We start from the raw sequence: 21,733 nt of genomic DNA on the forward strand, positions 1-21,733 counted from the left end.
GCTCTAAACCTTTATTTATCTGTGTACTATCGAGTGTTTTTTCCTCAAACTTCATCTAATTTATTATATTTGCCCCATGATTCTACGCGGAGAAAATTTAATTAAAGAATACGGGCCAAAAAAAGTGGTGAAAGGAGTTTCTGTAGAAGTTGCTCAAGGGGAAATCGTAGGGCTTCTTGGTCCGAATGGTGCGGGCAAAACCACCAGTTTCTACATGATCGTAGGTTTGGTGAAGCCAACTTCTGGGAAGATTTATTTGGACAATAACGAGATCACCAACGATGCTATGTACCGCCGTGCTCAAAAGGGAATTGGATATCTGGCGCAGGAAGCTTCCGTTTTTCGTAAACTTTCGGTAGAAGATAATATTCTGGGCGTGCTTCAATTAACAAAACTTTCGAAGCGCGAACAAAAAATGAAATGCGATGAACTCATCGAAGAGTTTTCTCTGCAACACGTGCGTAAAAACCGGGGAGATTTATTGTCCGGTGGGGAAAGAAGAAGAACCGAAATTGCCCGTTGTCTCGCGACAAGTCCTAATTTTATTTTGTTAGATGAGCCTTTTGCCGGCGTCGATCCTATCGCGGTAGAAGATATTCAGAAAATTGTAAGAAGTTTGGTTGACAAAAACATCGGTATTTTAATCACCGATCATAATGTACAACAAACCTTGGCGATCACGGATAAGACTTACATTATGTTTGAAGGAAGAATTTTGAAAGAAGGACTTCCACATGATTTGGCGAATGATCCGCAGGTTCGTGAAGCTTATCTTGGGGAGAATTTCGTGTACCAGGATATTTTAAATAAGCCAAAGAAAAGATCTTTTGTTTATAATATTTGGGCCGGAAATTTTGATTCTAAAAATCAATTTCAAAACTTTGTCAATGAAAATTTTTCAAATGCAGAAAACCTGCGTTTAATGTATGGTTTTGAAGACATCAGTTTTGCTTCTTTGGCGAATTCTGAGATAGAACATATCTTCAATGAAGTAGTTGACAAAACAGCCAACAATTCTTTCCTGTTTCAGAAAAGAGAAATTAATTCGCTGTATACGCTGGAACAGGCAGAAGCAGATTCTAAAGCTTTAAGCAAGTCAAATTTACATTTCTTAACCAGCTATTCTTTTGATTCGTAAGGTCAGAATTAGATCTTAAAATCGATTGAGGGAGAAATTATTAGGTCGACATGGTAGGATTTTTGTAAATTGAGTTTCATTTTTAATTTTTAAAGTCATTTTTACATCGTATGCCAAAACCGTTTAACCGAACCGTCACCCTATATCACATTTATCAGCAGCTGATTCCTTTTATCAAACCTTATCGTTTGATGATGTATTTCACCTTGTTTTTAACTTTTATCGGTGCATTGATGGCTCAGGTGAATCCTTTGGTTCTAAAATATACGGTAGATGAAGTGACTGAATTAACACAGCTTCCAAATCCGATGGATGAAGGAATTCATGTGTTGGTTGTGATTTCCGCTATATTATTGGGAAAAGAAATCGTAAATATTTTCATTCAGTTTGGACAGAAATTCTACGGGGAAAAAATTAGAATTAATACCAGTTCTGTTTTAGCCCAAACCGCAATTGATAAGATCCTGACCTACAGCGTGGCTTTTTACACCAATGAAAATCACGAAACCGGAAAACTTCAGCAGCGGATTGACCGTGGGATCGAAAGTTTAACCAAACTGGTTCAGAATTTTTTTATTGACATTTTACCGCTGTTTTCCAATGCTTTGATTGCTTTGGTGATCATGTTTATGCAAAATGTGTATGTGGGTTTAGTGTCAACCATTGTAGTGCCTATTTATTTCACCATCAGCTCTTTGCAGGCAAAAAAATTGTCCGGTGTGCGCCGGCAGTTGCGTAATCAGCGGGAACAGAAAACCTCCGGACTTTTAAATCTGATCAATTCTATTATGGTCATTAAAAGTTTTGTAAGAGAAAAATTTGAAGGAAAAAAACAGTATGATCTGCAGATGCAGCTCATGGAAAGCCAGCTTTTTACGCGCCGAACCAACTTTATTTATGATGGTTTAAAGACTTTCATCGAACAGTTTGGAGTGGTTTTAATTATTTTGTTAACGGTTTATTTGGTACTCGATGAGCAAATGACAATTGGTGCAATTATGCTTCATATTCTTTTGTTCAATAATGTATCAGCACCAATTCGTCAGCTTCACCGTATTTATGATGATATGAATGACGCTATGATTTATGCAGAAGGTTATTTTGATATTTTAAATGCCGATGACTACACGGAACCCAATGGAACATTTGTAGAAAAAGATATTAAAGGGAAATTTGAACTACAGAATATCGACTTTACTTATCCGAACGGAACGAAAGCACTGCACAATGTTTCGATGACCATTCAGAATGGAAAGACAACAGCTTTAGTTGGTTTAAGTGGCGCCGGAAAATCAACAGTGATTAATTTGTTATGTAAATTTTATCTGCCCGACTCCGGAAAAATTATGCTGGATGAAGTGAATCTGGATAATTTTGATAATACTTCTTTAAGAAATGATATTGGTCTGGTTTTACAAAAAAATCATATTTTCCAGGGAAGTATTGAAGACAATATTCGCTACGGAAATATGAATGCCAGTTTTGAAGAAATAGAAACGGCAGCGAAAAAAGCCTATCTGCATGATCAGGTGATCGAATTGCCGGAGAAATATCAACATGATGCAACTCAACTTTCCGGTGGACAGCAACAGCGGATTGCCATTGCTAGATTGTTTTTGAAAGATCCACCCATTATTTTTCTGGATGAACCGACGGCAAGTTTAGATGCCATAGCAACGGAGCAGATCAAAAACTCTTTGGATGCCATTAAGAAGGGAAGAACCGTGGTCATTATTTCCCATTCTCTTTCTCAGATCTTAGATTCAGATTGTATTTATGTCATGAAAAAAGGGACGGTTGTGGAAAGCGGAACTCACGATGAACTCATCAGTTTACACGGTGTGTATCGTGAAATTTTCGATGCTTCTGCCCGAAGTCTGAATTTAGACAAACTCCTGAGCTCCTTCCAGGAGAATTAATTTAAAACCCAAAAATGAAAAAATATTTTGTTGTCATGATTGCATTTTCTGCCTTAATCTCCTGTTCGGAGATGGAAGAAAAAATTAGTGAAACCATTGACAAAACAACCCAAAGCGTAAAAGAAAAAGCGCAGAATACGGTAAAAGAAACCATTAATGAAACCGTAAACAATTCCATAAATTCCCTGACGAATGCGGAGGATACACAATTTCAAGAAGTTTTTCCAACCGGAGAATTAACTTTAGTTTCAGATTTTAAGGGCAAGAAGTTTACTTTTCCAAACGGTTCGCCGGCTTATCTTTTTAAGTATAAAGCAGATAAAGAAATCCTTATTCCCTTTTTGGAACAGCAGGAAACAGTCAATGAGGAGCAATCTGACAAAGTAGCCCGAAAAATTGATGGTAAAAGTTTTATAGACAAACTGAGTTTTGTTGAGAAGTTTTTACCTGCAAATACGATAGACACGAGTTTTTTAGAAGATCTTAAAAATGATAAAAGTATCGAATATTATAAACTGAAAAGATTCCCAAACAAAAGCACCATTATCTATAATCCAAAAACCCAACAGGTCTTTCAGTTTGTAGAAGTGTCAAAGTAATCTTCTGTTTTTAGTCATTAACTTATTCTATACTTATGCATTCTTCATTCTCAATTTTTTGCTAAAATAAAAATATGTCCCAAAATATAATTGAAAGCACCGTAGCTTTTGTTAAAGAAAAACTAGAAGGAGCAGAAGCCGGTCACGACTGGTTTCATATCGAAAGGGTTTGGAAACTCTCCAAAAAAATAGCGCAGAATGAAACCTGCAATTTGGAAGTGGTAGAGTTGGCTGCTTTACTTCATGACATTGCAGATCCCAAATTTCATAATGGTGATGAAGAGTTAGCTATTAAAATTTCGAGGGAATTTCTGGAAAGTCAAAATGCAGACACGCCCATTATTGACCAGGTTTTATTCATTATAAAAAACATCTCCTTTAAAAACAGAAATGAGATTGCAGAAAATCCACCTATAGAATTGCAAATAGTTCAAGATGCCGATCGACTCGACGCCATCGGAGCTATAGGAATTGCACGGACTTTTAATTTCGGAGGCTTTAAAAATAATTTAATGTATCACCCTGAAATTGAACCGAAGCTGAACCAAACCAAAGAAGAATATAAAAAATCGAACGGAACAACGATCAATCATTTTTACGAAAAGTTGTTGCTTTTAAAAGATTTAATGAATACCGAAACCGGAAAAAAACTGGCGGAAGACCGACATAATTTCATGCTCAGTTTTCTAAAGCAGTTTTACCATGAATGGAATGTTGATTAAATCGAACCCAATTAATTTTACGTTTTCTACCTCTGAATTTTAATTATCTTTACGCATGTTTTATTTATTTTTTCTGCTTGCAGTACTGCTTTCGTTAAGCTTGCTTTTTTCGGTGATAAAAAAGGGAACTTTAGGTCTTTGGGCAAAAGTATTCCGCATTTTTGTGGTTGCAGCTTCATCTATTTTATTTGCGTATTTATTTTTTCAGAAGAGTGTAGACCATTTTCTGGAAAACTCACTTGCCGTACAGGTTATCAATAAACTGCCCTTTCCTTTAGATTTTTATATCATTAAAGTAAATGCAGATTCAGAATTAAAATACGAAACAAGACACGTTGGGAAAATTAGAAACAATTTTTACCGAATCGATTATCTTCAAATGCCTAAATCTGATGAGTTTTGGCTCGCAGGTTATATGGGAAAAAAGAATCTTGTGTATTTTACGCAACACTCTGTTCCCAATAAAAACGAAGATCAGATCATTGAGGTACAAAATTATATCGTTCAAAGCAGTAGACTTTCCAATATTGCAAAGACGGAAATCGAGGCCTTGAAGTTTGAGAATATCAAAACCGCCATTTGGATCACGCTGGATCTATTGCTTCTATTTCTAAATTTCGCTCTGTTAATACGGAAGTCCAAAACAAAAAATCATGAAATTGCTTTCAGGATTTAGGAGTTTTTATTTTGCTTTCTGCTCTTTTAGCGTTTCCTTGTCTTTGTCCGATGGATTCCAGACTTTCACTTCAGCATCTTTTGTAATTCCGGAGAGAATCTGAACATTAATTCCGTCACTGGCGCCGAGTTTCACATTTACCTTTTTGAATTTTCCGTCGGGTTGTTTCACTTCAACGAAAGAATTATCTTTCCCATTTACCTTTTCATATTGAATTAAAGATTCATCTAAAAGCAAGGCATTTTTCTGAGAACTTAAAATAATTTCCCCGTTTGCAGAAAATCCAGCTCTGATGTATTCGTTGGTTTTATTAAAAACATCACCTTCAATCGGGAATTTAATTGTTCCTGATTCTTCCTTTCCTTTTGGTGCAATCATGGTTACACGGCCCGGGAAAGATTTATTTTGCAAAGCTCCGATCACGATGTTCATATCCATACCTTCTTTCAGTTTTCCCGCTTGCGCTTCATCAATCGTCCCTTCAAAGATTAAAGAGTTCAAATCTGCAATAGAACAAATTGTGCTTCCTGCGTTAAATGAGTTGGCTTCAATAACCTGACTTCCGACTTTTACAGGAACTTCTAAAACAGTTCCGTTGGCTTTCGAACGAATTTGTGTGGTCGCTAAACCTGCCAATTCCGGCGTAGCTCCTGTTTTTGCGATCTGAAGATTTTTCTGCGCAGTTTGTCTTTGTTGCTGAGCATTACGCAGAGTCTGTTGCGTAGATTGTAACTGCTGTTGTGCGGAGATATATTCCTGTTTAGAAATGACACCTTGGGTGTATAATCTTTGTTGCATTTGAAATTGTTTCTGCTGTTGAGCAACATTAATTTCTGCATTGCTAATCTGAAGATTCGCATTATTAATTTCCTGTTGAGCCGCGTTCACATTTTGAATGCTCGGTACAATTCTAATGGTCGCCACCAATTGACCTGCCGTCACATTATCGCCTTCGGTTACCAGAATTTTATCGATAATTCCGGAGATGTTGGGTTTGATTTCAATTTCTTCGCGTGGTACAATTTTGCCTGTCGCCATAACCTTGTCATCCATGTTTTGAACGAAGGGTTTTTTGGTTAAAAAGGTCTCGCTTTCTTTCGAGTTCGAAGAGATGAGATAGGTGATTCCCATGATCAGAGCGCCGACAAATACCACTCCCAGCAGAATGTAAAGGGCTTTTTTTAAAGTGAACTTCTTTTTCATATACTTAGTTTATTTTTTATTTTTTTTGGGCGACTTTTTCCGCCCTCCATTCCCGCTTTTTTGCTCGTCGTTCCTCCTCACAAAAAGAGCTCCATTCAGGTCGGGTCGCAAACCGGGAATCTATTTAAATGTTGTTATTAATAGACCATTCGCACTATTAAACATACCGCAACATACCGCTTACTCTGATCTCAACGCTTCAATCGGGCGAATTTTTACGGCTCTTTGGGCGGGAATCATTCCAATGATCAAACCTAAAATAACCATAATTGCCATGGCACCGAAAACCTGTCCATAATTCACCGTCGGATTATAAAACGGAAAACTATCCTGACCTCTCGTCACAAGATCGAGAATCATGAGTAGAAAAATCCCGCATATGAATCCTAGAATACCTGAAGAAAGCGTGATGACGACACTTTCCAGTAATATTTGATTTCGTACTTCTGCCGGTTTAGCACCTAAAGCCCGACGGATTCCAATTTCTTTTGTTCTCTCCTTCACCGTAATAAGTAAAATGTTCGAGATCGCGATTACGCCGGCTAAAATGGTTAAAGTTCCTACGGTAATCGTCAGCAATTGCATTCCGCTTAAAAACCCGGTCAGCTTTAGGAACATCTTTCCGAGGTTGAAACTTCCAAAAGCATTGGTGTCTTCCGGTGAAACATTGTATTTTTTTTTGAGTTCTGCTTTTACCTGATCTTCAACTACAGTTAAATCGGCATCAGGTTTACTTACGATCGCAAAAAATCCTACTTTGTCCCCGTTATTATACATTTTTGAAAAGGTAGTGAAAGGAATGAATGAGGATTGATCATTCTCCATTCCACCGCCTTTTTTCACGCGGAAAACGCCGATGACATTAAAGAAAATCCCTTTTACATTAACGGATTTACCAATAGGATTCTCATTCTTCTTAGCATCGAAAAAGTTTTTATAGATTTCTTCCCCGATCACGATAACATTTTTATTTCCGGAGATGTCAGCATCGTTTAGGTACCGACCAAAAATCAATTTTTTCTCCGAAATTTTATTTCCAATAGGGAAATCTCCCGTTAAAGTGTAGGTAGCATTCTTTCCGTTTCTGGAAAAGGCTTCTCCCGGCGTCCCAAAATTTCCACGGGAAGATTGAGGCGATATATAATCGATCTGCTGAATTTTTTTCGGAAGTAAATCAAGATCACTTAAATGAAGATCCATTTTACGGCCTTTCGGGAAACCATCATAGGGAATAGAAGTGTTCTGTGCCCAAAGAAAAATGGAGTTGGTCGCAAAACCAGAAAATGTTTTATCGAAACCGTTTTCCATTCCTTTGGCTGCTCCTAAGAGGGCCACGAAAAGAAACATTCCCCAACCCACACCAATCATGGTAAGAAAGGTGCGCAACTTATTATTCTTGAGGGAATAATAAATTTCTTGCCAGGTGTCTATTTTGAAAATGATGTTCATGGTGTCAATTTCTATAAGTGTAAATCACTAATTAATTCGAAATAAATTGAATAGTGCTTTTAATAACTTTGTTTTTTTATATGTTCTTTTTTATCGAAAAACTATTCGCTTCTCAACGCCTCGATCGGTCTGATTCTACTCGCCCGATAGGCGGGTACAAATCCGGCAACCAATCCTGAGATCACTAAACTGGCAAACGCCACGATCACAATTCCCCAACCTACGGAAGGATCTTTAATAAAATATTTTTCTAAACTGTCGCCGATTAATGTTAATGTTAATATTCCCAGTCCAACACCGATCAGTCCTGAAATTACGGTGATAACAATACTTTCCTGCATAATTAAACCTACAATACTGCTGGGTTTCGCTCCGATGGCTTTTCTGACGCCTATTTCCTGCGTTCTTTCTTTCACGATGTAGACCATAATATTGCTGATTCCTATAATTCCCGCGAGCAAGGTCCCCATGCCGATAAAACCAACAATTACCGTAATGATGAAAAGAAACTGAAATGTTTCGCCCATATTTTTAGCATTATTTCTTACGACAACTCCATTTTCGTCATCGGGGGAAACTTTATGTTTGGCTTTCAGTTCTTTCTCTAATTTTTCGCCATATTTAATGGCTTCCGCCGGTTTGAGTTCAGGATTATATGTAATGAAAATAGTACTTACGGTATCTGAACCTTTTTTTAACTGCTGCAAGGTGGTGATGGGAACGGTAATCATTCTTTCATCAAAATCGCCTCCGTCGTCAGAGAAAACGCCGACTACTTTAAACATCGTTCCATTAATATCCAAGTCTTTCCCAATTGGACTTCCGTTTTTAATTAAATCCCGCTGCACCATTCGTCCAATGACCGCTACATTTTGCATGCGCTTCATATCAAGCGGATTTAAATATCTGCCTTCTGTCAATTGGCGGTTTTCGATAATTTTTTCATCAGGATTCGCTCCGCTGATCTGGTAATTTCCACTTTCTCGACCATATTTTACCGTCATATTTGCGGAATAACGTGGTGTTGCGCTTTCGATCATATGAGTGTCTTCACTTGTGATCTGCTTATAGTCATCGTTTTTAAGAACAATCTGGCGGTCCGATTGTAAACCTCCGTAAGCGATGGTTGTTTTTCTGGTGAAAATGGTAATGAGGTTGGTGGCATCTCTGGCAAAGCCTTCTGTAAAGGCGTTTTGCAAGCCGGCACCAATTCCAAAAAGAACGATGAAGATATATAAGCCCAACGCTACCGTGAAGCCGGAAAGTACCGTCCGCAATATATTACTGCGAATAGATTCAAAAATTTCTCTCCAGCGATCGATATCAAACATAACTTATATTTTTTTTCTTAAAAAGTGATCTGCTTCAAATTCATTTGTTATTCATTTCGAAGCATATTTTTATTTGTTATTGTAAAACTCTTTGGGTTATAAATTCGTCACTTTCTATAATTCCATCTTTTAAGATGACATTTCGCTTTGTTTCTGCAGCAACGTCTGGCTCGTGCGTGACGACGATGACTGTTTTTCCGCCACGGTTAATTTCCTGCAGCAATTTCATAATGTCGTAGGTTGTTTTTGAATCCAGCGCACCGGTGGGTTCATCGGCAAGAATTACTTTCGGATCTGTAATTAAAGCACGTGCGATGGCGACTCTTTGTTTTTGACCACCCGACATTTCATTGGGTAAATGTGTTGCCCAATCGGCGAGACCTACTTTTGCCAGGTATTCCAGGGCTTTTTGGTTTCTTTCTTTTCTGGGAACATTCTGGTAGTAAAGGGGAAGTGCCACGTTCTCCAGGGCTGTTTTATACCCAATAAGATTAAAAGACTGAAAAATAAATCCTAAAAATCGACTGCGGTAATCTGCCGCTTTTACTTCCGAAAGATGCTCAATCGGAATCCCATCAAGTTCATAGGTACCGGAATCTTTTTCATCTAAAATACCAATAATATTTAGCAGGGTTGATTTTCCGGAGCCGGAACTTCCCATAATAGAAACGAATTCGCCTTCCCCAATGGTGAGGTCGATTCCTTTCAGCACATGAAGCTTACTCTTTCCGGTGTCGTATGATTTATGGAGGTCTTTGATTACTAGCATCGAGCGGTGGATTAATTTTATAATAGGTAGCGCTTTTATTTTATTTGTTACAAATAATACTGCATCTTCATATGAAAATAATGAATTTTAATTAAAAGTGTAGGTAATGGTAATGATTAAATAATGAGTTCAGATGGGAACAATTCTTTTGTTTTTGTACGATTAGCATTTTTTAGCAATTCCCCTTACATCATCTGTAACTAATGAGGGTAATAAGGTATTTTAAAACATATTATTGTCTGTTAATTTTATTTTTAGTAATTTTACGGTTGATAATTTCATTTAGTTGAAATAGTCAAAAAAACACAACACAAAAACACAACACCGATGAAAAAAAAGATTCAGCTACTGCTGCTTATCTCTGCGTACGCATTATCTGCGCAAACGGGGAACGTAGGGATCAACACCGACAATCCTGAAGAAAAACTCCATGTAAACGGCACTATGAAAGCAAAAGATCTCATATTAGATCTTAACTCCACTGCCTCACAAATTCCTGAGCTTTCCCCTGGCGAAAATTACTCTTTTCTTCTGAAATCAACCAGCGCTAACAGGATTACGACTTACAATGTGCAGTCCACTGGTGGAACTCCAACCAATACTTTTCCTGCTCCTTTTGGTATTATTCAGTATAATATCAAAACAGATAACGCTGATAAAGACTGGGTGAATGCTTACGATACGAGAATCAACGCCAGTAAGTATGTATTGATTGTCAACTCCTTCAATTTTAATCTTCCTGTTGTGCTGAATTCTACATCTGTGGAATCAAGACGTTTAGGTCCTGTAGCGCAGGTTTATACGTATGAACAAGGGGGAACCTGGTGGATAAAAGCAGATTATAATGGTTTCGCACCGCCCAGTACTACCACGACACAAGGCTTGTGGAATGTAAGTCTGATGATATTTGATAAAACTTTTGCACGAAATAAAGTTGTAACAGTTGATCTAAATGGTGCTACCACCGGTGCAGCAGCAACGGCGTTGATTACAAATTAAAAACACACAATTTTATGAAAAAAATAACTACAATTATTGGATTGTCTCTATCTGCTATGTTATATTGCCAGGTAGGTATTGGGACACAAACCCCGAGAGATCAGCTGGATGTTAATGGTAATATTCTTCTTGATGATTATCTTATTCTAACAGATACCAAAGTGGTGACCGGCGATTACAACTTACTAGTTCGATCAGAAGATTCAAATCCGGTTGGGGAAGTGAAAGTGCTCAACACAAGAACGCGAACCGTGGTTCCCATCAATAAATACACCGTGAAAATAAGCAACGTAGATGACGTACGGGTTCTTAAATTAAATACGGGCTTAGACGTAAACAAGTATTTTCTTGGATTAGCGGAGGCGACTTTTACCGGTGCAAATATAATACAGGCAACGCCCACCGCTTCGGGATCAACTGCAACGCCGGTTCATGGAACTTATTTGGCCACCGTGGAGGCTGGAACAGGATCGGCCACCGGAAAATATGTGATCAGTTTGAATTTTAACGGAGCAAGAACTGACGGTAATGCTAATGGAACCTGGGATGTTTCCTTCATCGTATATGAGAAAACCCTTGTAAAAAATTGGGGAACCTTTACCGGCTCCGTAAGTAAGAATGCGACGCCAAATTATTCCGGAGTTTCTACAAATACGCCCCTTGGACTACAATAAAATAAGAAAATGATGAAAAAAATTATATTTTTTGCGATGCTGCTTTTAATAGTAGATCTGCAAGCGCAGGCAACCAATAATAAGGTAGGAATCAATACCCGAAATCCTACTGAAAATCTAGATGTAAATGGTGTTGTTCATGCCGACAAACTTTACCTTCGTGCTCCGGGTGATCCTCAGGAACTTCCGATTAAATTTATGGCGTCTTCCAACCGAAGTTTAGATGTATATGATCCATCCGTGGGAAATTCTTCACTGGTTAATTATATAAATCTTGTTTTTACGAGAGTGAGCAATGTTGGCGTTGCTGCTTACGACACAAAAATTTCGGCGGCTGACTTTACCGTAGCTGTTCGAAGTTTCAGTATTGAAAATTCCGCGACAGACATTGATGTTTACACAAGGCATGATCTGAATGCAACAAAAACCTCCTCTCCATATTATCAGGCGAGTCCGGATTTTGTAGCTTACGTTTCAGGCGGAACTTGGTGGGTGCGGGCAAGGTATCTTGATTCTAAACTTACAAAAGCAGGTGGTGTTCCTTCGAATGGGGACCGTTTTAATATCAGATTACAGTTGTTGGTTTTTAAAGAATTGATCACTAAAAACATCGCCACGCCAACTCCTGGCGCAGGATTAGATCTTGGTGGAACGGATGGATCAACTTCAGTCATACCAAAACCTGCAGGTTTTTAAGAGGCTCCTTATTTGAGTTAGAAATTCTGATCTTTTTATACAATCACTCCAGCGAAAGTTGAAGTGATTTTTTTTGTTGAGCGTTTATGATGTATTCATTTTTGCAATATCTGTTTACTTTCTTCAGGATTATTTTTAAATTTTCCTTAAAAAGGTTCAGTTTAAAAGGTAAGTCAATACAGTAGCGGGTTTACAGCAATTGTTTAATAATGTTTTCCTAAACATGGACCCTCAGCGGTGCTTTTATGAAGGAAAGGTAATGCCACAGCGAGGTCTGTGTGAATGTGGAAAACTTTTACACCTTATAGTCAATCAATTAATCATTACCGCTTTCTTAGTATGTTTTCATTTCCTATTTTTGTACGGAACGCATTAAAGGAGAAATTCTATACATTCTAGTTCATTCTTTTTGCAACCATTTAATAATCATATCGTTATATAATTTGCTTTTCCAAGAGAAGTGATCTAAAAAATAAGTTTTTACTATGGGAATTTTTGACAAAAGAGTAGGGTACAAGCCATTTGAATATCCGGAAATTTTACAGTTTGTGGAAGCCATTAACAAATCATTTTGGGTGCATTCCGAAGTCGATTTTACGGCAGATGTTCAGGATTTCCAGTCGCAGTTAGAACCGCACGAAAAAAACGCGATTAAAAACGCTCTTTTAGCGATTGCCCAAATTGAAGTTTCTGTAAAAACCTTCTGGGGAAATCTTTACAATCACATGCCGAAACCGGAATTGAATGGTTTGGGAGCAACTTTTGCAGAATGCGAATTCCGTCACTCCGAAGCGTATTCCCGTTTGCTCGAAGTTTTAGGGTACAATGACGAGTTTAATCAGGTGATACAAATTCCTGCCATTAAAAAAAGAATTGATTTCCTTTCTAACGTTCTGAAACATGCCAATTCTACAACGGCAAAAGAATATGTATCCTCTTTATTGTTGTTCAGTATTTTAATTGAAAACGTTTCTTTGTTCTCTCAGTTTGCGATTATTTTATCGTTCACAAGATTCAAAGGTTACATGAAAAACGTTTCCAACATTATCGCCTGGACTTCCGTTGATGAGCAGATTCACGCTAATGCGGGGATTTATCTGATCAACAAAATCCGTCAGGAACAACCCGATTTGTTAACCGATTCAGACATCGAAGATATTTACACTTTGGTCGATCATTCAATCAATGTAGAAGAAGAAATCCTGGACTGGATTTTCGAAATGGGCGAAATCGATAATGTGAGCAAAGAGAACTTATTGAACTTCATGAAATTCCGTGTGGATGACAGTTTGAAGAAAATCAATATGAAAACCCGTTACAACATTTCGCCCGAACAATACCGTCCGATGGTTTGGTTTGAGGAAGAAGTTTTCGCCAATTCAATGGATGATTTCTTCGCCAAAAGACCGGTTGATTATACGAAACACGATAAGAGTATTACTGAGAACGATTTGTTTTAAAGAAATTCTGGATGGAAGAAATAATAGAGAAAATTGAAAACCAGAATAAATACTTTGATAGTATTTATGAACGACTAGGGAATATTTATAATGAAATTCCTTCAAAAACGGATCTCGGAATAGAAACATTGGAAAATAAATTGAATGATCTTCAGGATGATGTAGAAAATTTAAAAAATAAACTTGATTATATTATCAGTATTCTTGAAAATTCTGAATGATATAAATGTTTTATCAGAAATAGATTTATCAATAAAGCTTTTAGGAGAAGGCTGTTAGAGCATTGTGATGTCAATAGGAACGGGCTTTAGCCCTTTTAAAAGAAAGAAAAATTCCATTGTCTTTAGCCAAAACTTATTTTGGAATTCAACCTTGTCAAGGTTTTTAAAAGGTATTAGGAATTTTCAAAAGAAAAACGACAGAAGTTTCTAGCCCCGATTATAGTGGAAATCCTGGCATTGCGAATCGTAAATTCAAATGGATTAACCCTTTTCTATCGCAATGACAGATTGCAACGGAAAGCGGGACTGAGATATAAAAGAAGCAAAAATTGGATGCTTCAAAAAAATAATAAAAAACACATTGTACGCGGTACATTTTAGAGAAAGAAAATATGGAAGAACAATCAAAAATCTGGTGGCTGAACGAAGAGTCGGAGCAAATGTTAAACCGCGGTTATTTGTTGAAAGGCGAAACCGTAGATGGTGCCATTACCAGAATTACAACAGCAGCAGCGAAAAGATTATATAAACCGGAATTGCAGCCTGCCTTTGAGGAAATGATTAGAAAAGGCTGGATCAGTTTCTCCTCGCCGGTTTGGGCAAATATGGGAACGGAAAGAGGGTTGCCGATTTCTTGTTTCAATGTTCATGTACCGGATAATATTGAAGGAATTACGCACAAATTAGGGGAAGTGATTATGCAGACCAAAATTGGGGGCGGAACTTCGGGGTATTTTGGGGAACTGAGAAATCGTGGAACAGCGGTTACGGATAACGGAAAGTCTTCGGGTGCAGTTTCTTTTATGAAATTGTATGACACTGCAATGGATGTGGTTTCGCAAGGTGGCGTTCGTCGTGGTGCTTTTGCGGCTTATCTGGATGTCGACCACGGAGATATTGAAGAGTTTTTATCGATTAAAGATATTGGAAGTCCGATTCAGAATTTATTTACCGGAATCTGTGTGCCGGATTATTGGATGCAGGACATGATCGATGGCGATATGGACAAACGTAAAATTTGGGCGAGAGTTTTAGAAAGTCGTGCACAGAAAGGTTTGCCGTATATTTTCTTCACTGATAATGTGAATAGAAATAAACCACAAGTTTACAAAGATCAGGGAATGACCGTGAATGCAAGTAATTTGTGTTCCGAAATCATGTTGCCGTCCAGCGAAGCGGAATCGTTTATCTGCTGTCTTTCTTCGATGAACTTAGAATTATATGACGAGTGGAAAGATACGGATGCGGTGAAATTAGCGATCTATTTCTTGGATGCTGTTTTGTCGGAATTCATTGAAAAAACAGAAGGGAATTATTATTTGACGGGAGCCAGAAACTTTGCTTTGCGTCACAGAGCCTTAGGTTTGGGGGTTCTCGGATACCATTCTTATCTGCAGAAAAATATGATTCCGTTTGAAAGTTTTGAAGCGACGCAGTTTAATGCAAAAGCCTTCAGACAAATTAAAGAGCAGTCGATTGTTGCTTCTCAGGAGTTGGCGAATATTTATGGTGAGCCGGAATTGTTGAAAGGCTACGGAATGCGAAATACCACAACGATGGCGATTGCTCCTACGACTTCAAGTTCTGCGATTTTAGGACAGACTTCTCCGGGAATTGAACCGTTTGCTTCGAACTATTATAAAGCAGGTTTGGCGAAAGGAAACTTTATGCGTAAAAATAAATACTTGGCGAAATTACTTCAGGAAAAAGGAATCGACAACGAAGATACATGGAGAACCATTATGTTGAATCACGGTTCTGTTCAGAATCTTGCTGAATTGAGTGACGAAGAAAAAGCAGTATTCAAAACATTTAGAGAGATTTCTCCAATGGAAATTATTTCTCAGGCTGCACAAAGACAACAATATATCGATCAGGGACAATCATTGAACTTGCAAATTCCATCGACTATGCCGGTGAAAGATGTGAATTATCTATATATCGAGGCTTGGAAGAAAGGAGTGAAATCTTTGTATTACCAAAGAAGTTCTTCTGTTTCGAAAGAAATGATGGTGAACTTTGTGACGTGTTCGAGTTGTGAAGCGTAAACATTAGAGAAGAAAAACATAGACTTTATACAAACCACAGGATTATTTCTGTGGTTTTTTTATTAAACTATTTTGAATGATCTGCGATTGATTTTTCTAAAATGCCAGCAGATTATAGTTCATTGTGAACTTTCCTAAGTAAAACGCCTTTGCGAACTTAAAAGCGAGTTAGAAACAGAATGTTTGTAAGAAAACTTTGTATTTCTTTGCGTTAAATATTTTTATTACGTTTGAATATTAATAAACATAAATCTAAAATCCATAACTTTAAACTTCTAATTCTAAATCAGCACCAGTTATGAAATTCGGACAAGTAGAAGACCCTTCGCAAATTGATTTTACCCTTCCCAAAGATCATCCAAGAACCAAAGAAATTTTAAAGGAAACTCAATCCAAAGATTTCAATGTTTCCATCGGATGTGCCAAATGGAACAAGACCGATTTGAAAGGCTTTTATCCAAAAGGGACGAAAGATGAATTGACGTATTATTCTACTCAGTTTAATTCGATTGAGTTGAATGCTACTTTTTACAGCATGCCGTCGGCAGAGCAGGTTCTAACCTGGAAAGATAAAACGCCGGCTGATTTTAAATTCTTTCCGAAGATCCCAAATACGGTTTCGCATTACAGAAGGCTGTTGAATATTACCGATGTGGTGACGCAATTTGCAACTTCCGTATTAAATTTTGATGAAAAATTAGGAATGGTTTTCCTGCAACTTCACGATAATTTTAAACCGAAAGATGACGAGCGTTTAGAAAAATTCATTCAGGACTGGCCAAAAGAAGTTCCGCTTGCCATAGAATTAAGAAACAGTGAATGGTTTGCAGATGAAGAAATTTTCAACAAAACAATGGACCTTTTTGAGAAGCACAACATTACCAATATCATTGTAGATACGGCTGGAAGAAGAGATATGTTGCATATGCGGCTTACGACACCAACTGCATTTATCCGTTATGTTGGCGCCAACGCTGAAAGCGATTACACCCGACTTGATGACTGGCTGGAAAGAATTAAACTTTGGAAGAAAGAAGGCTTGGAAAATCTGTATTTCTTTGTTCACCAGAATATCGAGAAAGCCTCTCCGCTTTTATCTGCCTATTTTATTGAAGAAGTGAATAAAGAGTTTGATATGAAAATTCACGTTCCGGTTATGGCAGAAGTAAAAACCAAATTCTAGATTATTTTAAAATTGGTGGTTTCCACTTTTTACTCGATTTTAAATTAGTTAAAATTGAGTAGAAAATAATAAAGGACTTATTTGTCTTTTATTAAATTATTATTTACATTTGTTCTAGTTATAAAAATATGTTTTCAAAGTCATGTGAATATGGTATTCGTGCAGCGATTTATGTTGCCAAGCATTCTCTTAAAAATGAGAAAGTAAGTTTAATAGAAGTAGCAAAACATACCGATTCCCCGCCCGCATTTATGGCGAAGATATTACAGAAATTAACCCGAACCGAAGTGCTGTCTTCGATTAAAGGTCCGAATGGTGGGTTTTTTATAACAGATGATCATTTACATTCAGTATCACTCCTAAATATTGTATTAGCAATGGATGGTGATGGTATTTTTGAAAACTGTACGTTAGGTCTCAGAAGATGTGATGGACAAAAACCTTGTCCGATGCATTTCAGTTTTGTGAAAATTCGGGACGAGATGAGGGAAACCTTACAGAGGGCTACGCTGAAATCTTTGGCTGAAGAAGTCTCCGATGGGATTACGTTTTTAAAGCGCTAGTTTTTTTTACTATAATAAAGGACAATTTTATCTTTTAATATTTCTATATGAATAATTCAATTTTTGGGGAATCAGGAATTCAAATTACGGTTTTTCTTATTTTACTGCCGGTTCTTGCCGGGCTGGTCATTGCTATTGTGAAGACCTACAGTACGTATAAAGATTTAAGGAACCGACGCAAACTCTTTGAATTCAATAAGAAATTAGAAAAGTTAACACCCGAAGAGATTCAGGCGTACGAGAAGAGAAAGAAGGAAGCAGAATATCAGATTCCCGCTAATGAATTGTCTGGCGGTAACCCGCCTTCTGATGAAAAGGGGATTATTCATAACATCAATGTTATTGAAGAACTTCGGTTTATTCCACACAAGAAAAGTTTTGTTCCTCAGAAATATATTTCCTCTGAATTAGCAAAATTGATTCTGTATTTTATCGGTTTTTCAATTTTCTGGTTGCTTTTCGGTACGACGGTTGGCGAATATCTCGGCATAAAATTCATCGCACCAGATGCGGATCACGTAAGTTGGCTAAGTTTCGGGCGGCTGCGTCCTGTGCATACCAATATGGTATTTTGGGGTTGGGCATCATTTGCGATGGTTGGGCTTTCTTACTATGTTATTCCACGGGTTAGCAATATTCAGATTCACAGCCTAAAACTCGGCTGGTACACTTTAATTTTAATGAATGTTGCCGTTTTATCCGGTACCATCTGCTTAATGGCGGGAATTAATAATGCAGGCGGAGAATATCGCGAATATATATGGCCCGTGATGGCGATTTTCGCGGCGGGTATTATTCTTTCCCTTTACAATTTTTTGGTTACAGTAGCAAAAAGGGTGACCAAAGAAATATACGTTTCAAACTGGTATATTATTGCAGCCATGATGTATGTGGTGGTGATTTTGGTGGTTGCTTATATTCCTTTCTGGCAAGACGGATTGGCCGAAACTATCATTCAGGGATATTATATGCACCAGGGTGTAGGAATGTGGTTCATGTTTCTAACCCTCGGTTTAATGTATTATTTTTTACCGCAACAACTGAATAAACCGATTTACTCTTACAGTTTAGGAATACTTGCATTTTGGACTCAGATTATATTTTATACTTTAATTGGAAGTCACCACTTTATTTTCAGTGCAATTCCCTGGTGGATGCAAACGGTAGCTATCGTTGCGAGTGTAGGTATGGTAATTCCGGTAGTCGCGGGTACTGCTAACTTCTTACTCACTTTTAATGGCGCTTGGTATCAGGTGAAAAATTCCTACACACTTCCTTTCTATATCATCGGTATTATTTTTTACTTCACAGGTTCCATGCAGGGAACGGTAGAAGCATTTCGTTTTACCAATTTGATCTGGCACTTTACCGATTTCACGGTGGCGCACTCGCACTTGACCATGTATGGAATCATCACTTTTATGCTATGGGGTTTTATTTATACCTTAATTCCGAGGATTACGGGAAAAGAACCTCCCAAGATTTCCGTAGGTATCCATTTCTGGCTGGCCTTGATTGGATTACTGTTCTACACCGTTTCATTAATGATCGGTTCTACTGCGAAAGGATTGCTTTGGATGGACAATAAACCTTTTATTCAAAGTGTCGTTTTAATGGCTCCTTATTGGTTATGGCGCGCCATCGGTGGAACCATGATGTGGATTTCTCATATGGTTTTTGCGTATAATTTTTATAAAATGGTCAACAAAAAAACCGAAGTTATGATTCCGAGAACGCCCGCTGAAATATTGGAAGCTAAAAGACAACTTAAGAACACTGAATACATCCCTACAAAATAACTGGAATAATGGAATTTTTAAATAATCATAAAACTTTGTTTTGGTCAGCCCTAATTTTATTTCTGTTTCTTACCTTACAGATTGCGATTTTGCCTGCTTTTACCAACCAGCAAATTTATAAGCCACTTCCTGATGCCAAACCTTTAACCAAAGATGAACTTGCGGGGAAAGCCATCTACATAGAAAATGGATGCATTGCCTGTCATACGCAACAGGTTCGCGAAGTTGAAATGGATAAGGTTTTTGGGGCCAGACCGAGTATTCCTGCAGATTATGCGGGTAATCACCGAACAGATGTCTGGAGAAATACGGCCAATTTATTGGGCTCTGAAAGAACAGGACCGGATTTAACGACCATTGGTGAAAGACAACCGAGCAGCGACTGGCAATTGCTACATTTATATCAGCCAAGAGCTGTCGTAAAAGAATCCATCATGCCTTCGTTTTCTTTCCTTTTTGAAGAGAAAGATTACATTTCAAAAGGAGATATTGAAGTGAAAGTTCCGGAAGAGTTTCTGAGACATAAATTTAAAAAGATCGTCGCTACGAAAAAGGCACTTCAGCTTGTTGCATATCTACAAAGTTTAAAACAAACCAAATTACCGGAAGGTGTAAAACCTCAGGAATTCCTTTATAAAAAAGAAGTCAAGAAAACCGCTGCAGGAGGCGCTGCAGATGCACTACCGGATGGAGGCGAATTATATACTGCTAACTGTGCAAGTTGTCACCAGGCGTCCGGAGAGGGATTGCCCGGAGCTTTCCCACCGCTGAAAGGAAGTCCTATTGTTGGTGGTGATGATATTACGGTCTATGCAACCATCATTATGAAAGGGTATACCGGAAGACCGGGCTACGGACCAATGCCGGCCGTGGGTACCAACGCTAACTTTACGCCCGAAATGGTGACTGCCATTATGAATCATGAGAGATCGTCTTGGGGTAATAACGCGAAACCGGTCACTCTGGAACAGGTAAAAGCTGTAATGGATCAACTGAAGTAAATGATTTTCAATATTAATGACCACCTTAAATAAAACCTATGAAACATATTAGAAACACCGCAGTGATCTTTTTTTTACTGGTAATCAACTTTGCTTTTGCGTGCGAGGCTTGTAAATTACAGCAGCCCGCCGTGACAAGAGACTTTACGCATGGAGTAGGACCGCGGGGCGATTTCGATTGGATCATCGTGGCTGTTATTGCGGTATTAACGGTATTTACTTTTGTTTATTCGTTAAAATATTTAGTGAAACCGGGAGAAAAAGACCAGGATCATATCAAGAACTCTATTTTAAATTAATCCAGTAAAAAAGTAAAAAGATGACCAAAGATAGAAGTTCCGTCTTCCTTTTTATAGACGATGAAACCATACCACTTGCAGAGTTGGAAACTCCGATCGTTTTTGATTTTGATACGTCAAAATTACCGGATGGAGAACATGTACTGAAAATTGTAAGTAAATCTCCCACAGGAAGAGAAGGGATTCGGAAGATAAGATTTATTGTGAAAAATGGACCTTCCGTAAGTGTAGAAGGCTTGAAAGACGATGATATTGTAGATGGAGTTTTGCCTTTGATGATCAATGCTTATGACAAAGGAAACCAAAAAAGTTTCGTTATAGAAGGCAGTGAAACACCCCAAACTGTTCCTGTATGGATGTGGATTATTATGATTTTAATCGCAGGTTGGGGAGCCTATTATTTGATCACGTATTTCAGCGGACTTCCTTATTAAAAAATAGATTCTTTACAAGCCGTTATTCCACAAAGAAAATCATACTCTCAAAAGAAAATGAGGAAATTTAAAAAGAAAGATATATAATACAAAAACGGTTTCAATATAATTGAAACCGTTTCTCATCTTAGCGGATTTTTTTTATGCTAAAAACTCTATTTCTTTATCTTTAAAATCTGAGTTTTCAACCAAAGACTGCATTGTTTTCATAATTTTCTTACGAAGTTTTGCCATCTTTCTGATGTTTTTGTCTTCACTGTAATCAAAAATATTGTCCTCGAAGGAAAAAGTATCTCCTTTTTTAAATTCGATTTTATTTTCCTTAAATTCTTTCAACAGCATTAAATTGGTCATTGTTTCGAGCAAATTATATTCTGTTTTTGCCAGTTCTTTCAATGATTTTAAGACTTGTTTTTTATATTTCTTTTTAGTTTTCATACAAATATTCTTTTAAACTTAGTTTTGCAAGATAAGATTTTAAAATAAATTTTTCAAGACAATTTTGAAAGATTTCGGCATCACAGTTCACAAATTCATATCTTTGTTTCAG

General features: G+C 37.6%; 21 protein-coding genes and 1 pseudogene. 17 read left to right on the plus strand and 5 right to left on the minus strand.

Annotated features, from left to right (window positions below; genetic code table 11):
• Positions 1-76: 76 nt before the first annotated feature.
• From lptB to EIB73_RS14100, 5 genes and pseudogenes are all read left to right on the plus strand, one after another.
• Positions 77-802, plus strand: a pseudogene (gene lptB / locus EIB73_RS14080) (LPS export ABC transporter ATP-binding protein); the annotation flags it as partial.
• A gap of 446 nt (positions 803-1,248) precedes the next feature.
• A complete protein-coding gene (locus EIB73_RS14085; protein ID WP_185144621.1) occupies positions 1,249-3,057 on the plus strand; it encodes an ABC transporter ATP-binding protein in 1,809 nt (602 codons plus the stop codon).
• 14 nt (positions 3,058-3,071) lie between these two features.
• Positions 3,072-3,656 carry a hypothetical protein gene (locus EIB73_RS14090; protein ID WP_125025872.1) on the plus strand — a complete coding sequence of 195 codons (585 nt, stop codon included), beginning with the start codon at positions 3,072-3,074 and terminating at the stop codon, positions 3,654-3,656.
• Positions 3,657-3,730: 74 nt separating this feature from the next.
• Positions 3,731-4,378 (plus strand): HD domain-containing protein, encoded by a 648-nt coding sequence (locus EIB73_RS14095; RefSeq protein ID WP_125025873.1) that lies wholly within the window; start codon positions 3,731-3,733, stop codon positions 4,376-4,378.
• A gap of 55 nt (positions 4,379-4,433) precedes the next feature.
• Positions 4,434-5,054, plus strand: coding sequence for a hypothetical protein (locus EIB73_RS14100; RefSeq protein ID WP_185144622.1), 621 nt, complete (start codon positions 4,434-4,436; stop codon positions 5,052-5,054).
• A 6-nt stretch (positions 5,055-5,060) separates the two neighbouring features.
• Here the strand turns inward: EIB73_RS14100 and EIB73_RS14105 are convergent, their stop codons facing one another.
• The 4 genes from EIB73_RS14105 to EIB73_RS14120 form a co-directional block, all read right to left on the minus strand.
• A complete protein-coding gene (locus EIB73_RS14105) occupies positions 5,061-6,257 on the minus strand; it encodes an efflux RND transporter periplasmic adaptor subunit (RefSeq protein ID WP_125025874.1) in 1,197 nt (398 codons plus the stop codon).
• Between the two features lie 180 nt (positions 6,258-6,437).
• Positions 6,438-7,706 (minus strand): ABC transporter permease, encoded by a 1,269-nt coding sequence (locus EIB73_RS14110; protein WP_125025875.1) that lies wholly within the window; start codon positions 7,704-7,706, stop codon positions 6,438-6,440.
• 101 nt (positions 7,707-7,807) lie between these two features.
• Positions 7,808-9,037 (minus strand): ABC transporter permease, encoded by a 1,230-nt coding sequence (locus EIB73_RS14115; protein WP_125025876.1) that lies wholly within the window; start codon positions 9,035-9,037, stop codon positions 7,808-7,810.
• Positions 9,038-9,113: 76 nt separating this feature from the next.
• Positions 9,114-9,806, minus strand: a complete 693-nt coding sequence (locus tag EIB73_RS14120; RefSeq protein WP_125025877.1) for an ABC transporter ATP-binding protein — start codon at positions 9,804-9,806, stop codon at positions 9,114-9,116.
• A 327-nt stretch (positions 9,807-10,133) separates the two neighbouring features.
• On the opposite strand from EIB73_RS14120, the gene EIB73_RS14125 reads away from it, so the two are divergent.
• The 12 genes from EIB73_RS14125 to EIB73_RS14180 all read left to right on the plus strand — a co-directional run bounded on the left by EIB73_RS14125 (position 10,134) and on the right by EIB73_RS14180 (position 21,183).
• Positions 10,134-10,805 (plus strand): hypothetical protein, encoded by a 672-nt coding sequence (locus EIB73_RS14125; protein WP_125025878.1) that lies wholly within the window; start codon positions 10,134-10,136, stop codon positions 10,803-10,805.
• A gap of 14 nt (positions 10,806-10,819) precedes the next feature.
• The gene (locus EIB73_RS14130) at positions 10,820-11,479 is read left to right on the plus strand and encodes a hypothetical protein (RefSeq protein ID WP_125025879.1); all 660 of its coding nucleotides are present in this window, start codon (positions 10,820-10,822) and stop codon (positions 11,477-11,479) included.
• 12 nt (positions 11,480-11,491) lie between these two features.
• A complete protein-coding gene (locus EIB73_RS14135) occupies positions 11,492-12,175 on the plus strand; it encodes a hypothetical protein (protein ID WP_125025880.1) in 684 nt (227 codons plus the stop codon).
• Positions 12,176-12,660: 485 nt separating this feature from the next.
• Positions 12,661-13,635, plus strand: a complete 975-nt coding sequence (locus EIB73_RS14140) for a ribonucleotide-diphosphate reductase subunit beta (protein ID WP_125025881.1) — start codon at positions 12,661-12,663, stop codon at positions 13,633-13,635.
• Positions 13,636-13,646: 11 nt separating this feature from the next.
• A complete protein-coding gene (locus EIB73_RS14145; protein WP_125025882.1) occupies positions 13,647-13,856 on the plus strand; it encodes a hypothetical protein in 210 nt (69 codons plus the stop codon).
• Between the two features lie 392 nt (positions 13,857-14,248).
• A complete protein-coding gene (locus EIB73_RS14150; RefSeq protein WP_125025883.1) occupies positions 14,249-15,904 on the plus strand; it encodes a ribonucleoside-diphosphate reductase subunit alpha in 1,656 nt (551 codons plus the stop codon).
• A gap of 298 nt (positions 15,905-16,202) precedes the next feature.
• Complete coding sequence (locus tag EIB73_RS14155) at positions 16,203-17,087, plus strand: DUF72 domain-containing protein (RefSeq protein ID WP_125025884.1); 885 nt, start codon at positions 16,203-16,205, stop codon at positions 17,085-17,087.
• Between the two features lie 128 nt (positions 17,088-17,215).
• A complete protein-coding gene (locus EIB73_RS14160) occupies positions 17,216-17,650 on the plus strand; it encodes an RrF2 family transcriptional regulator (protein ID WP_125025885.1) in 435 nt (144 codons plus the stop codon).
• A 47-nt stretch (positions 17,651-17,697) separates the two neighbouring features.
• Positions 17,698-19,449, plus strand: a complete 1,752-nt coding sequence (locus tag EIB73_RS14165; protein ID WP_125025886.1) for a cbb3-type cytochrome c oxidase subunit I — start codon at positions 17,698-17,700, stop codon at positions 19,447-19,449.
• A gap of 8 nt (positions 19,450-19,457) precedes the next feature.
• On the plus strand, positions 19,458-20,450 hold the full coding sequence (locus EIB73_RS14170; protein WP_125025887.1) for a cytochrome c: 993 nt from the start codon (positions 19,458-19,460) through the stop codon (positions 20,448-20,450).
• Positions 20,451-20,488: 38 nt separating this feature from the next.
• Positions 20,489-20,749, plus strand: a complete 261-nt coding sequence (locus EIB73_RS14175) for a hypothetical protein (protein ID WP_125025888.1) — start codon at positions 20,489-20,491, stop codon at positions 20,747-20,749.
• Between the two features lie 20 nt (positions 20,750-20,769).
• Positions 20,770-21,183, plus strand: a complete 414-nt coding sequence (locus EIB73_RS14180; RefSeq protein WP_125025889.1) for a cytochrome C — start codon at positions 20,770-20,772, stop codon at positions 21,181-21,183.
• 141 nt (positions 21,184-21,324) lie between these two features.
• Here EIB73_RS14180 and EIB73_RS14185 read toward each other — a convergent pair whose 3' ends face one another.
• Entirely contained in the window at positions 21,325-21,621 is a 297-nt protein-coding gene (locus EIB73_RS14185) for a hypothetical protein (RefSeq protein ID WP_125025890.1), read from the minus strand.
• Between the last annotated feature and the right edge of the window lie 112 nt (positions 21,622-21,733).

This window comes from Kaistella carnis (assembly GCF_003860585.1).
GTDB lineage: Bacteria > Bacteroidota > Bacteroidia > Flavobacteriales > Weeksellaceae > Kaistella > Kaistella carnis.